A 14046-nucleotide genomic window follows, 5' to 3' on the forward strand; every position below is an offset into this window, starting at 1 on the left:
AATTGGCCAGTTTTTGTTGTCCCTATGGGTAGCTGACTGCTGATTGCTTATGAATGGAAGGGGCCTTAAGCCCTCCCCGGGCCAGGTACCTGTGTAAAATCTGGTAGCAAATCCTGCAGACTGATTATCTTACAACGATTGCTGATGCGACCAGACGACTTACATATCAGAACCCTGCAGACCCAGATTGCCAGCAGCAACCAGGCTGCTTTTGCCAGTTTGTTCCGGCTCTTCTATCCCCGGCTGCACAGCTTTTCCCTGCAATACGTGCATGTGCATGAAGTTGCGGAAGAGATCACCAACGATGTTTTTGTGAAACTCTGGAACCGGCGGGCCGACCTGCTGCAGATCCAGAACTTATCAACCTACCTCTTTGTTGCCGTCAAAAATTACTCGCTCAATTACCTGAAGCAGTATTCCCATATCCATGTGGTGATCGAAGACCAGGAAGGGGCTGCCGGGTTGATCAACCGCAACAATCCAGCGCAGGAACTGGAATGGAAAGAGATCTGCTTTGAACTGAACCAGGCCATCGAGCAGCTGCCCGATCAATGCCGCACCGTTTTTAAACTGGTGAAGGAGGAAGGGTTCAAATACAAAGAAGTGGCCGAAATATTGGGCCTATCGCCCCGCACGGTAGAGACCCAACTTTTCAGGGCCTTGAAAAAACTGCAGGCCGTTGCCAACGTCTATCTCGAAAACGCCGGCCGCAAGCCGCGGAAAAATCCGCCTCCCATCAGCAGCCTGGCATTTCTTCCACTCCTTTCACTTTTCTTTTAAACCGCTGTACGTATTTCCCCGGTATTCACTGTCCTTAGTATTGTAACACCGCCAAAAATCTACCAGATGAACGAGAATCGCTTTTTGCTGCTCATGACCCGAAAATTGTCCGGCGAGGCTACACCCGAGGAATTGACCGAGCTGGCCGCGTTACTGACGACCGATACAGCCTTACAATCAGAAGCCGATCTATACGCCCGTTATTGGGAACAACCATTACCCGCGCAAAATGCCCATACCGAACCTGCCTTACAAAAGGTATTGAGCCTGATCAACCAGGATATGGCCATCGAAGAATCGCCTTTGGCAGCTCCCGTTAAAAGGATGCCGGTTTGGAAAAGGATCAGCCGCATCGCCGCGGTACTTGTCGTTGCGGCAGGGGTGGGGATGGGGGCTTATTTGTTATTGAATGATCAATCCGCGACAAAACCCGATGCCGCGAACCTGGTTCAAAAGCAAAACAGCAAAGGCGTTAAGAGTACCATCGTGCTCGCCGACGGCAGTAAGATCTGGTTGAACGCCGATAGTAAGGTGCAATATCCTGCTCTGTTTACCGGCCATACGAGAGAAGTATACCTTAATGGAGAGGCTTTTTTCGACATCGCTAAGAATCCCGAAAAGCCTTTTATTATTCATTTATCGAAAGGAACAGTGCGCGTACTGGGTACGTCCTTTAATATAAAAGCCTACGACAACCAGCCTGTGGTGGAAACCTCGGTGGCAACGGGCAGGGTGGCGTTCATTCCGCGATTGAAGAACAACCAGCCGGCCGATACGGTGTTCCTGAGCCCCAATAATAAAGTAGTATACCGCCCGGAAGAAGAGAAAATAATTACAGCCGCCACCGTCAGTGCCGATGACAAAGCCTGGACCGAAGGCAAGATGATCTTCCGCGGCAACACCTTTGAGGACATCGCCATCGAGCTGGAAAGGAATTTCGGCAAGAAGATCGTGTTCAATAATGAAGAAGTGAAGAGCTATCGCCTTACCGGATCGTTCCAGAACAATACGCTGGCCGAGATCCTGGACTACCTGTCAAAGACCAAAACATTTTCCTACACCATATCAGACGAAGCCATTGTTATTTCCAGGTAATTTCTTTCATATTCCAAAACACCTGCCGCCAATGAAACAAATGATAAACGATTGCCATTACAGGAGACTATTATGTCCCAAAACGGTGAGAAGCATCTTCTCGACCTTCCTGCTGACCATTCTCTATTTTTCGCTGAACGCCCAAAGCGGTTTTGCTTTTAACCAGAAAAGCGTCAACCATTTTTACCAGCAAAAAAAGGAGCAAAAAGTAGCTGTTAAAGTAAAGAATGAGAAACTCTCTTCCGTGCTGCTGCAGATAGAAAAGCAGGTACGCTATGTGTTCGTGTACAGCGACGACGACATCAATGCCGGTCAGCGCATCAGCATCGACATCAAAGGAGAGCTGAGCAATGTGCTGGAAACCCTGGCCAGGCTCACCAATATCAGCTATGAGATCATCAATGACAAGATCATCCTGCGCGGAAAGGTGACTGCAGAAAAGAGCACCGCCGGAGATAACCCTCTGGCCAGCGCCATCACCGTTGCCCCGGAAGCCATCCTTGCCCGGGTAGAAGTGATCATCACCGGTCGCGTGACCGATGAAGAGGGCGCCCCGATTGCGGGCGTGAACGTTACGGTGAAAGGTACACCGCTCGGCGGCACCACCAATCCCAACGGGAATTTTTCCCTCACAGTGCCAGACAATACCAACGATGCCGTTTTGGTGTTTTCCTATATCGGTTATATCAACCAGGAAGTTGCCGTGAGTGGCAGAAGGACCATTAACGTAGTATTACAGAAGGCCGATAAAATATTGGCCGATGTAGTGGTGGTGGGCTATGGCACGCAACGAAGAACTTCCGTAACCGGTTCGGTGGATGGCATCAATAAAAAAGCCATCGAAGGAAGGCCCGTGACCAATGTATCGCAGGCTTTGCAGGGCGTTTCTCCTAACCTTATTATTCAACAAAGGAATTTTGAACCCGGTCAGGGTGTCAATATCAATATCCGCGGTCTGGGTACCCTGGGCGACAATACACCGCTGGTAGTGATCGACGGTATTCCCGGCGGTGATATCAACCTGCTCAACCCTACGGATATCGAGAATATTTCCATTTTGAAAGATGCCGGTTCGGCCGCTATCTATGGATCACGCTCGGCCAATGGGGTGATCCTCATCACTACCCGCAAAGGCAAGAAGAACGAACGGCCAACCATCAGCTACCATGGCATTTATGGCGTGCAAACACCCCGCATTACCTATGAGCCGGTACACGCGTGGGAGAACGCATATTATAAAAATGAATCGCTCAGCAATTCGGGCCTGCAACCCATTTTCTCCCCTACACAAATACGGGAATTCCAGGAGAAGGGCGATGGTGACTGGCGGGTGAGTTCGATACTGCAAAATGCAGCCCAGCAATCGCATAACCTGAGTATCAGCGGCGGATCGGCCAATGCCACCTACCTGCTGAGCCTTGGTTACCTCGACCAGCAAAACAGCTTTATCGGCCCCAACTATGGCTATAAGCGCTACAATATCCGCTTCAACCAAACTACCGAACTGGGCCGCCTGAAATTGAATACCATCCTTAGCTACGCCAAGGTGCAGGGGAAAGACCATTCTTCATCGGCCTCGACCCTCATCGTGGATGCCGGCCGTGTTCCTTTGTATTATTCCCTGCAGGACACCGCAGGTAATTACCTGACCAATGCGGTCTCTGCCGAACTGAATCCCAAAGCGATCCTGGAGAAAGGTGGTTATCGCCAATCGGACAACGATGAGGTGTTTGGTAATGTAAACGCCGAATACACCATTGTGAAGGACCTGAAAGTGCGTGGCGTATTTGGCGGTGCGCTGCGTGCCAACCATGGTTATGGACGCAGATTGCCCCTGACCTTTTCACCCGGCGGCTCTTACGGCAACGACCGGGAGGTATATGACGACAACTTCAAATCGCTTTTTACCAACCTGCAATTACTGGTAGAGTACGACAAGGATATCCAAAAACATAGCCTGAAACTGTTGGTAGGGGCGGCGAATGAATCGTACAAAGAAGAAGCGAATGCCTTATACAAAACGCTCACCGATCCTGTGTTGGGTATTCCGACTACGGGTACCGTGATCGATCCCAAAAGAAGCTTCAACAGCAATGGCACCCGGCCCGACAATCGCCCGGCCACCATTGAAACGAGCATCAATTCCGTTTTCGGCCGCGCTGGTTATTCTTACAACGACCGGTACTATGCCGAGTTCAACTTTCGCTATGATGGCTCTTCGAAATTCACAAAAGATAACCGCTGGGGCTTTTTCCCTTCGGCAGCCGTTGCCTGGCGTGTAATGCAGGAAGAATTCCTGGAAGGTTACCGGGATATCGTCAACGACCTCAAGATCCGTGGTTCGTATGGTATACTGGGCAACCAGAACGTGGATGCGTATCAATACCAAACCGTGTTCTTCAATTATGCCAATGCCTACGCGTACAACAACAATATTGTGGGCGGCTCGGGCTATTCGCTGGGTAACCCCGACCTTACGTGGGAGAAAGCGACCACCTTCAATATCGGTTTTGATGCCACGGTGCTGAACGGGAACCTGGACTTCTCTTTCGACTACTTCAATAAAACCACCAAAGATATCCTGTACGCCCGCCGCGATGTGCCCCAATTGTTCGGGGCAGGTTTTCCGGACTACAACGTAGCGGAGGTTAAGAACCGCGGCTGGGAAATAAAGGTTACCTATAACTGGCGGAGCAAGCTTCTCCATCAAACCTTCAGCGCCAACCTGGCCGACAACCTCAATGAGCTGTTGTCGCTTACTTCGGGCGCTACCGAACAGGTAGAGCGTAAAGAAGAATTCGAACTGGTACGCCGCGTAGGTTATCCCATTACGATGTACCAGGCTTATCGCCGGGATGGATATTTCCAAACCCTCGACGATATCAACAAAGCGCCCCGTTTTGCCGGTTCCACTGTTACTGCCGGCGACATTAAGTTTGTCGATAAAAACCAGGACGGCGTAATCGATGACAAGGACAAGTATATCATGGGCAATCCTTTCCCCCGGTATACGTTCGGATTTACGTATACCGCTGCGATCAAGGGCTTTGATGTTTCCCTGTTCATCCAGGGTGTAGGTAAAAGATCGGCGATGCTGCGGGGTGAACTGGTGGAACCTTTCCACTTTGGGTATGGCGGTACGATGTACAGGCACCAAACCGATTACTGGACACCTACGAACCCCAATGCCAAGTATCCACGCCTGGCAGAAGCGGGCTCTCCTTCGAATACCAACAATTACAGAACCGGCAGCGATATTTATTTATTCGATGCAGCTTACGCACGCTTAAAGAATGTGCAGGTGGGCTATACTATCCCCGCCTCGGTGACCAAAAGGGCGCATATTCAAAAAGCGCGGATCTATTTTACCGGGCAGAATCTTTTCACCATCAGCAAACTTAATTTCTTCGACCCGGAGATCACCGAGTTTGACAACAGTACCCGTTTCAACACGGGCGCCAACAGCGCGCGAGCGTATCCCTTACCGGTATTTTATGGCGGTGGTATTGACATTACTTTTTAACGATGCTAATTGCTAACGATATGCGTACTAAATCAACAATATTTATTTCCCTGTTTGCACTTCTTGCTGCCGTTGCAGGCTGCAAGAAGCTGGACCTGGCCCCCTCGGACCGGTTTACCGAACTGAATTTCTGGGAGTCGACCGAAAATGTCAACAATGCCCTGAACAATGTATATGCGGGCATGTACACCAGCGGACCTTTCTTTTACAATGAAGCTTTGTCGGACAATGCCTTCACCAAACTGGGCATCAACAGCGGGCAGCCGGATGCCATTGCCAGCGGCAACTTCACCACCTCATTGCCGCGGTTTCAAAATGATTGGGCCTACTACTATGGCGGCATCAAATCGTGCAATATTTTCCTGGAGAATGTTGATCAAAACAAAACGGTGAGTGACGCCGTCCGGAACCGGATGAAAGGAGAGGTGAGGTTTATCCGTGCATTACATCATTTCAACCTCAGCAAATGGTGGGGTGATGTGCCAATCCTGAGCAAGGATGTTACACCCGATGAAGCAAAGACCATCGCCCGCTCACCCAAAGCCGATGTACTCAAGTTTATACTGGACGAATTAGATGCCGCTGCGGCCGCTTTACCTTCCAAAGAACAATATGCGGCCGGCGATAATGGGCGCATCACCAGGGGCGCTGCGCTGGCATTGAAAGCAAGAGCCTTATTGTACGAAGGCAACCGCATGGCAGAGGTGGTGACCATTTGTGAGCAACTGATCAATAACGGCGCACAAAATGGCAACTACGCGTTGGTAAACTCCTATACCGATCTGTTCAGCAACAGCGCTATCAATAAGAAGAACGATGAATCCATCCTGTCGCTGCAATATGTGCCCGCCCTCAAAATGTGGGGTGAGTATATCGACTTCGCGCCGATATCGGCCGGCGCCCGCAGCAATAACCTTTCACCTACGCAGGAGTTGGTGAACAATTACCTGATGCTGAACGGCAAGCGGATCGGGGAAGCTGGTTCGGGGTATGATGAGAGCAATCCTTACGCCAACCGCGACCCAAGGCTTACGGCCACGATTGTCTATGACCGCTACAATTGGGTAAATCCGAATGGATCGGCGCAGATCATTTACATCAAACCCGGTACCGGCCCGGCAGGCCAAACGGCCAATGAATACAGTGCCGCCGGCCAGGGTACTGCCACCGGCTATTACTGGAGAAAATACTGGGATCCTGCCATGTCGGCTCCCGGCATCAGCTCGGGCCTCAATATCCATTTGATCCGCTATGCAGAGGTATTGCTGATGTATGCGGAAGCGAAACAGTCATTGGGACAAATGACGGAAGAGGTATGGAACAAAACCATCAAAGCCATACGGACACGGGCTGGCTTTACCGATGCCGGCGCGTTGAATTACCCCGGCGCCGCGAATTTGACGGAGACCATACGATCGGAGCGGAGAAGCGAACTGGCGATGGAAGGCATCCGTATCGACGACATTCGCCGCTGGAAGATAGCGGAGACCGTATTGAACGGCTGGGCGCATGGCGCCAAATTCGGCGAGGCTTCGGTCGACAATGGCTACCTGCGGGTACAACTGCGGGCCTTTGACAAGAGCAAACATTATCTGTGGCCTGTGCCTCCATCGGAGCGGGCATTAAACACCAATCTTTCTCAAAACGACAACTATTAACTCTTAAAACGCTTGCATATGAAATATACTTTGTTTGGATGTATTGTGCTACTCGCCCTGACTGGCTTTTTGCTGACAGGCTGTGATAAAGATGAGCGCGCTATCAATATGGATGTAACGGAAGTAAAATCATTCTTTGGTCCGGCAGACAACAGTTCTATTAAACTGAACCCGGCCGGTGGTGAGGTAGTGGTATTTGAATGGGAACAAGCCAAAGCAGCCGATGGTTCTCTGGTGTTGTATGAAGTGGCCTTTGACCAGGCGAATGGCGATTTTTCGAAACCTTTTTATACAGTTGTATCGGACAATAAAGGCGTAATGAATAAGCTGTCGTTATCGCATGGCGACCTGAACAATATTGCCAAGATGGGTGGCTCGGCCTTTTTTGAGAAGAAGAAATTCAAATGGACGGTACTTTCCTCCAAGGGAACGAATGTGAAGCAAGCCGCCTCATCCCGCGTGATCGAACTGGAAAGACCGGGCGGTTTTGAAGTATTGCCGGGTAACTTGTACATCAGCGGTTCGGCCACCGAAGGCGGCGCCGACCTGGCCAATGCGTTGAAGATGCGCCAGGTTTCGCCCGGTGTGTTTGAGATCTACAGCAAACTGAAAGCCGGTACCTATAAATTCCTGGATGCGAATACCGGTACGCCCAAACAATACCATGTATTTGACAAGGACGGCATCAAGGCGATTGGCGTAAACGGCGAAACGACGTTTACCGGCGCCGATAAGATCATGCGTGTGCGGCTGGATTTCAATAACATCAATGCCTCTTATCTGGAAGTGAAGGAAGTGAAGTTGTGGTATTGTGCCGGCAATGAATTCTGGGCTACGCTGCCTTATACGTCGAATGGGGTGTGGCGCAAGAACGCTCATACGGTTAACTACACACAAATGCCCTGGGGCTTTGAAGAGCGTCATAAATATATGATGGTGGTCAACGAAGGTGCCGGTGATAAGAACCTTTGGCTGAATTCGAATTTCGGTGATCCTGCCGGTCAGGATGGTCAATACCCCAGTTCGGTTACTTACCGCACCGTGAACCTGACCACCAATAATGGCAGTCAGTGGGATTGGGGCTGGAAGTTTGACCGCACCTACCTCCCGCAGGGCGCTGTAGCCGATTTCTGGATCTCCCTGCGTGGCAGCGAGGCGGCATACACCATGAATTATCAAAAACCATAACAGTTCATTAAGCGAATAATATGCTTCAAACAATTAGCCTGCGTGCCGCTCTTTTGATCGCCGTATGTTTTTTTACGGCCTGCCTCAAGGAAAAAGAGGATGTGGGTACACCGGCACCTCCTGCTGGCATCAACGGGCCAGTGTATGACTGGACTAAAATTGCAGATTCTGCCCAGTCGTCCTTAACCTATTTCTGGTCGGCCTCGGGCAAGGTCTATTTAACCAGCAACAGTTCGACCGATTGGGGCCAGTACTGGCCCAATGCGCATGCGTTGGATGTGCTGATCGATGCTTATGTGCGCAATCCTTCGCCGGCGGTAAAAGCGAGGATGGATGAGCTGGTGAACGGCGTGAAAGCGAAGAACGGGAATACCTGGATCAATTATTATTACGATGATATGGAGTGGATGGCATTGGCCTGTCTGCGTGCCTACCAGGCGACCAACGATGCGCAGTATAAGACGATCACCGACCTGTTGTGGGCGGATATCAAAGCGGGCTGGAGCAATGACCTGAACGGCGGCCTCTGGTGGAGAAAAGATTACTCTTCCAAGAATACGCCTTCGAATATGCCGGCCGCAATATTAGCAGCGCGCTTGTACAAGGCATTCAACAATGCTGATGACCTGGCCTGGGCCAATAAGATCTATGACTGGCAGAAGGCGACATTGTATGAGGCGGCCACCGGATGGGTCTATGACAATATTGATAAGAACGGCAATAAGAACACTACCTGGAAATTCACGTACAACCAGGGCACATTTATAGGGGCGGCGCTGGAGCTATACAAGATCACCAATAACCTCAGCTACCAGAGCGATGCGATCAAGGCCACGGAATTCGCCGTTAGTTCGGGCCAGCTTACAGCCAATGGCATTTTGAAAGATGAAGGCGGTGGCGACGGCGGACTGTTCAAAGGTGTCTTTATCCGCTATTTTACCCGGCTGATCATAGACGGCAATTTGCCGACAGACAAAAAGAACAATTACCTGCAGTTCCTGAAGAAGAATGCCGAATCACTGTGGAGCAAGGGTACCAATAAGAGCTTAACACTATTTGGCAATGCCTGGGATAAGGCGCCGGGCAACACCACGGACCTTACCACGCAATTGAGCGGCGCCATGCTGCTCGAAGCGATGGCCGAGCTGAAGAAACTGGATCTTTTGCCTAAGTAGGGGAGGTGAGGAGTGTTTCCCCGCCTGTTGCATGATATCTGCATCTGCGACAGGCGGGGAATTTGTTTTCTGGCACTTACCAGATGTACCTGGATGGAGAGAAATATTGCTACAAATTTCTATTTTAGCTTATACTTTAAACCGCGATATGAAACTTTGTAAGATATTAGTCCCTATGCTGATCTGCCTGGCGTATTCAGTATCGGACACATTCGGACAACGCAGCTTACAACCTGTAGCCAATGGGATTACCACAGACAGTATCAATAAAATCCTTACGAACATCCGAAAGAACTATACCAATATCAACTCGAAGTTAACCGGGTTAAAAATTGTAAAGGATGAAATAGAAGGGGAATCCACCGAGGGTGGATCTATCGAAAAGTTTTATGACGGCGATTCATTGCGGAAGGCAATAGTAATATACTATGGCGAACTTGGAAAAGCTATCCTTGAATACTATTTTGTCCGGGACGCAGAACTATTTTTCGTATACGAAAGGCGCGAGAATTACGACAAACCAATAAGTGCCGGGAAAATCAATATTGCCAAAACTGAAGAGAGCCGCTATTACTTCAATAATCAACAATTGATCCGCTGGTTAACGGAGAAGGTAATTGTGAATGCCAGCCAATATCAGGCTAAGCAGGTCGAAATACTGGAAGATTTGAAAAGAATAAAACGCAAGGCTATTTAAACAACGTACGGCATTGCCGGGGTATTGCGAGGTAGAGGATAATTTTGAAACCCTTTCTGGAACAAAAAACTCAAGATAATAGTATCTTACCGGCCCTTAACTCCCTTGCATACCAAATGAAAAAAGAACGTACCGACCTCCAGCACCTGTTCAGTATCCCTGTGATCGTTGCCGCCCTTGGCTATTTTGTAGACATATATGACCTCCTGTTATTTGGCATTGTAAGGCTGGAAAGCCTTACCGATCTTGGCCTGAGCGAAGAAGAGCTCTCCGCCACCGGCGCCTCTATCCTCAACTGGCAAATGACCGGCTTGCTGCTCGGCGGTATCCTCTGGGGCATTGTGGGCGATAAGAAAGGCCGGTTGTCGGTATTGTTCGGTTCCATCCTGACCTACTCACTCGCCAATATCGCCTGCGGTTTTGTGCAGGACCCTACCACCTATAAGATCCTTCGCTTTGTAGCCGGCATTGGCCTGGCTGGAGAACTCGGTGCAGGCATCACCCTCGTATCAGAAATTCTCCCCAAGCGTTTAAGGGCCATCGGCACCTCATTGGTGGCCGGCATTGGGCTGTTTGGGGCAGTGGTGGGCTATTTCACCGTAAAGCTGTTTGCGTGGCGCCATGCCTATTTTATCGGCGGCGGTATGGGTTTCTTACTGCTGCTGCTGCGCCTCGGCGTTTTTGAATCGGGCATGTTTAAGAATATTCAAACGGAGAAGCATGTAGAGAAGGGCAATTTCTTCGCCTTCTTTACCAGCAAACGCCGTTTCTTCCTGTACCTGAGATGTATCGCGCTGGGCTTGCCTACCTGGTTCGTGATCGGCATCCTGGCTACTTTCTCCAATGAGTTTGGTAAGGCGTTGGGCATCCAGGAAGCCTTGAAACCCGGCCTGGCCATCATGTGGTGTTATGTGGGCCTTGCCATTGGCGACCTCTCCAGCGGTTTCATTAGTCACGCCTTGCATAGCCGCAAAAAGGCGGTGGCCTATATGATGTTGTTCACCTTGGTTGGTTGCGCCCTCTACCTGTTTGCCGGTATTTCGACCGCTACGGGTATGTACGCCCTTTGTTTTTGGATGGGCCTTGGCATAGGCTATTGGGCGATGTTCGTAACCATCGGGGCGGAGCAGTTTGGCACCAACCTGCGGGCAACGGCCGCCACCACCATTCCCAACATGGTACGCGGCATGGTGGTACTGATGACCACGCTCTTTGGATTGGCCAAACCTTCTCTGGGTGTATTGCTGGCAGGCGCAGTGGTCGGATTGCTTTGCTTTGCCGCCGGTTTTTATTCAACACTCACCATTCCTGAAACGCATAACCGAGACCTCGACTTCCTGGAGGAGTAAGTGCTCCTTAATTAGCTCAATAACCTTTCATCATGAAGTCATTCTTAGATAACATAATGCCCGAAAATGATGTTCCCCGCAAATGGGTGGCTATCGGGCTTACGGTGATCATTGCCGGCGTGTTGACTATTTGGGCGATCTATGGGGCGGGAGACTATGGAGTCGCCTTGTTTGTGCTGGTGCCACTTTTCATTGGTGCCAACGCCACTGTTTTATACGGTTATGATAAGGATCTCAAGCGAAAGGAGGCTTTCCTATTAGGTTTTCTGGCCCTTGCTTTTTACCTGGCGGGATTGATCCTCTTCGCCATCGAAGGGCTAATATGCATTGCAATGGCTGCACCGTTTGGGATCATACTCACCTGGCTTGGTTGTTTATTGGGTCACGGTCTGATCAGTAAGGTGCCCAATGGTGGGCCTCCCACTATGCTGTTGCTGGCCCTGGCGATTCCTGTCGTTTCATTTATCGAAAGAGGCAGCGAGCCGGAACTCACGGCTGTGGTTACCTCCATCGAGATCGAGGCCGATCCGGAGACCGTTTGGAAAAATGTAGTGGAATTTCCCGAGCTCGATGAGCCGAACGAACTACTGTTCAAAGCGGGCATTGCTTACCCGATCAATGCTAAGATCGAGGGTAAAGGAGTGGGCGCCATCCGGAACTGCAATTTCACCACCGGAAGTTTTGTGGAGCCCATCACGGTGTGGGATCAGCCAAGGCTCCTCAGCTTCGATGTTCAGGAACAACCGGCGCCGATGAAGGAGATCAGTTTCTGGGATGTGGACGCGCCGCACCTGCACGATTATTTCGTATCGAAGAAGGGGCAGTTCAAGTTAACGAAACTACCCAATGGCCATACGCTGCTGGAAGGCACTACCTGGTACTACCACAACATCAATCCGGCTTTTTACTGGCGCTTGTGGAGCAATGCGATCGTACACAAGATCCATGAACGGGTATTGAAGCACATCAAACGCAATGCTGAACGATGAGCTACCAATTATTCCTCGACGACATCAGGACTGTTGAGATGGTATATCCCAAACTAACAGAGCAGGATTTTGCTGTGATAAGAAATTTCAATGATTTCAAGTCGGTGATCACCAGCCAGGGACTGCCGGCGTTTATCAGCTTCGACAACGACCTGGGTCTCGACGACAACGGCGAGGTTGCACCCGACGGATATGCCGCCGCAAAATGGTTGGTCTATGAGTCCGGCCTAGACTTATCAAATCTGAAATTCCATGTTCACTCCGCCAACCCGGTCGCCAGCGTACAGATCCAAAGCCTGCTTGATAATTACATAAAGCATTTGAAAGACGCAGGAAACGATGAGTGATGCCGTCACGGCCGATCTCTTTAAAAGAACACGAACATCTCTAATCCATACCCACGCTCTAATGCGAATACTGATCCTTATAACACTGTTCATAGCAAGCACTTCCGCCTTATGTCAGCCTATCTTCGTGACCGACACAAGCTCCGCCGGCATTGATTCCATTTTCAACAGATTGAAATCTGCCGTTGCTGAAGTGCGACAATATCATACAGACGTTACACCTTTGTCGAAAACATATAGGACGGTAGTAAGAAAATATGCAAAAGACTCTTCTGTCTATCTCTTTTCAGATACCATGGGTAGACTTTTGTTCAAAACAATAGACAAGTACAATAAGTCAGGCTTCAGGTCGTGGCAATCTATAGAGGTTTATTCACTAACAGGTCAGCTATACTATCGGGAAGGATGGAAATGGAATTACAGACGTCCGGGTGAAAAAATAGAAGATGACTACATCTTTATTGACGCATGGATGGCTGAAAAAAGGAGATTCACCTACGATAGTTTAGGGCGAATAAGTACCGAAAACTGGTGGTATGCCCCCATAAGGTTACTTGAATACCGCTACACCTATAGCAATAGTGACACACTGGTAACTACTATCCGCAAGGACAGTATTGATTTATTTTGGAAATAATGAGCTAACGCCCCTCAAATCGTAGTAGAACTCTTCACCTCCTTACCGGTTGCATCGTAGAATACATATTTACGCTCGATGCCTTTTTTGAATTCGACCCGGTAGAGTTTTTCGTTGTGGCTGTTTTCGAGATAGGCCGTTGACAGTATTTTCCACTTGGCAAACCGGCTGTTCTGCACCGATGTTTTGACTTCAGACGGAAATTTTTCCATGGCCATCAGTTCCTCCGTATAATCCCAGGTGCCATCGAGGTGGTAATGGGCGGTGTGTTTGCTGTTATTAAGGACAAAGCTGGCGTTATAGCTTACTGCATTATTCTTCCATTCCACCTGTGCTGCCTTGGCATATTTTTCGGCAAAATGTTTTTTGGACTTGTCGGGAATGTTCACCACCTGGGCACTCAGCTGCAGGGAACCGAATAGGACAACAATCAACCATGCACATGCTTTCATAACCTGTTTTTTTGAGTTTGATAATCCGGCATGGGAGGGGAGGCCTGGTAGAGGGGCTGGCGTAATAGCCAGTAGATCGATCAATAAATTTAACAATTTTCCGGCAATGCCAGAAATAAAGAACCCGGATACTAATCCGGGCTCTTACCAGGCTCT

The 14046-nt window shown here is 49.7% G+C and carries 12 protein-coding genes; 11 read left to right on the forward strand and 1 reads right to left on the reverse strand.

Annotated elements, in window-relative coordinates; all coding sequences use genetic code 11:
* Positions 1 to 144 precede the first annotated feature (144 nt).
* The 11 genes from P2H89_RS08035 (at position 145) to P2H89_RS08085 (ending at position 13438) form a co-directional block, all read left to right on the forward strand.
* Positions 145 to 780 (forward strand): RNA polymerase sigma-70 factor, encoded by a 636-nt coding sequence (locus P2H89_RS08035; protein WP_275826095.1) that lies wholly within the window; start codon positions 145 to 147, stop codon positions 778 to 780.
* Positions 781 to 846: 66 nt separating this feature from the next.
* Entirely contained in the window at positions 847 to 1875 is a 1029-nt protein-coding gene (locus P2H89_RS08040; RefSeq protein WP_275826096.1) for a FecR domain-containing protein, read from the forward strand.
* A 31-nt stretch (positions 1876 to 1906) separates the two neighbouring features.
* Entirely contained in the window at positions 1907 to 5398 is a 3492-nt protein-coding gene (locus P2H89_RS08045) for a TonB-dependent receptor (RefSeq protein ID WP_275826097.1), read from the forward strand.
* Between the two features lie 20 nt (positions 5399 to 5418).
* The gene (locus tag P2H89_RS08050; protein ID WP_275826098.1) at positions 5419 to 7056 is read left to right on the forward strand and encodes a RagB/SusD family nutrient uptake outer membrane protein; all 1638 of its coding nucleotides are present in this window, start codon (positions 5419 to 5421) and stop codon (positions 7054 to 7056) included.
* A gap of 18 nt (positions 7057 to 7074) precedes the next feature.
* On the forward strand, positions 7075 to 8244 hold the full coding sequence (locus tag P2H89_RS08055) for a SusE domain-containing protein (protein ID WP_275826099.1): 1170 nt from the start codon (positions 7075 to 7077) through the stop codon (positions 8242 to 8244).
* 20 nt (positions 8245 to 8264) lie between these two features.
* A complete protein-coding gene (locus P2H89_RS08060; RefSeq protein WP_275826100.1) occupies positions 8265 to 9419 on the forward strand; it encodes a glycoside hydrolase family 76 protein in 1155 nt (384 codons plus the stop codon).
* Positions 9420 to 9450: 31 nt separating this feature from the next.
* Entirely contained in the window at positions 9451 to 10116 is a 666-nt protein-coding gene (locus P2H89_RS08065; protein WP_275826101.1) for a hypothetical protein, read from the forward strand.
* Positions 10117 to 10232: 116 nt separating this feature from the next.
* Positions 10233 to 11465: an MFS transporter gene (locus tag P2H89_RS08070; RefSeq protein ID WP_275826102.1), complete on the forward strand. Its 1233-nt coding sequence runs from the start codon at positions 10233 to 10235 to the stop codon at positions 11463 to 11465.
* Positions 11466 to 11497: 32 nt separating this feature from the next.
* Complete coding sequence (locus tag P2H89_RS08075; protein ID WP_275826103.1) at positions 11498 to 12454, forward strand: hypothetical protein; 957 nt, start codon at positions 11498 to 11500, stop codon at positions 12452 to 12454.
* Positions 12451 to 12801 (forward strand): cyclic-phosphate processing receiver domain-containing protein, encoded by a 351-nt coding sequence (locus tag P2H89_RS08080; RefSeq protein WP_275826104.1) that lies wholly within the window; start codon positions 12451 to 12453, stop codon positions 12799 to 12801. Before P2H89_RS08075 ends, P2H89_RS08080 begins: the two co-directional genes overlap by 4 nt.
* Positions 12802 to 12862: 61 nt before the next feature.
* Positions 12863 to 13438, forward strand: coding sequence for a hypothetical protein (locus tag P2H89_RS08085; RefSeq protein WP_275826105.1), 576 nt, complete (start codon positions 12863 to 12865; stop codon positions 13436 to 13438).
* A gap of 14 nt (positions 13439 to 13452) precedes the next feature.
* Here P2H89_RS08085 and P2H89_RS08090 read toward each other — a convergent pair whose 3' ends face one another.
* Positions 13453 to 13890 (reverse strand): hypothetical protein, encoded by a 438-nt coding sequence (locus P2H89_RS08090; RefSeq protein ID WP_275826106.1) that lies wholly within the window; start codon positions 13888 to 13890, stop codon positions 13453 to 13455.
* Positions 13891 to 14046 lie beyond the last annotated feature (156 nt).

Origin of the sequence: Paraflavitalea sp. CAU 1676, assembly GCF_029223285.1 — a bacterium.
Lineage (GTDB): Bacteria > Bacteroidota > Bacteroidia > Chitinophagales > Chitinophagaceae > Paraflavitalea.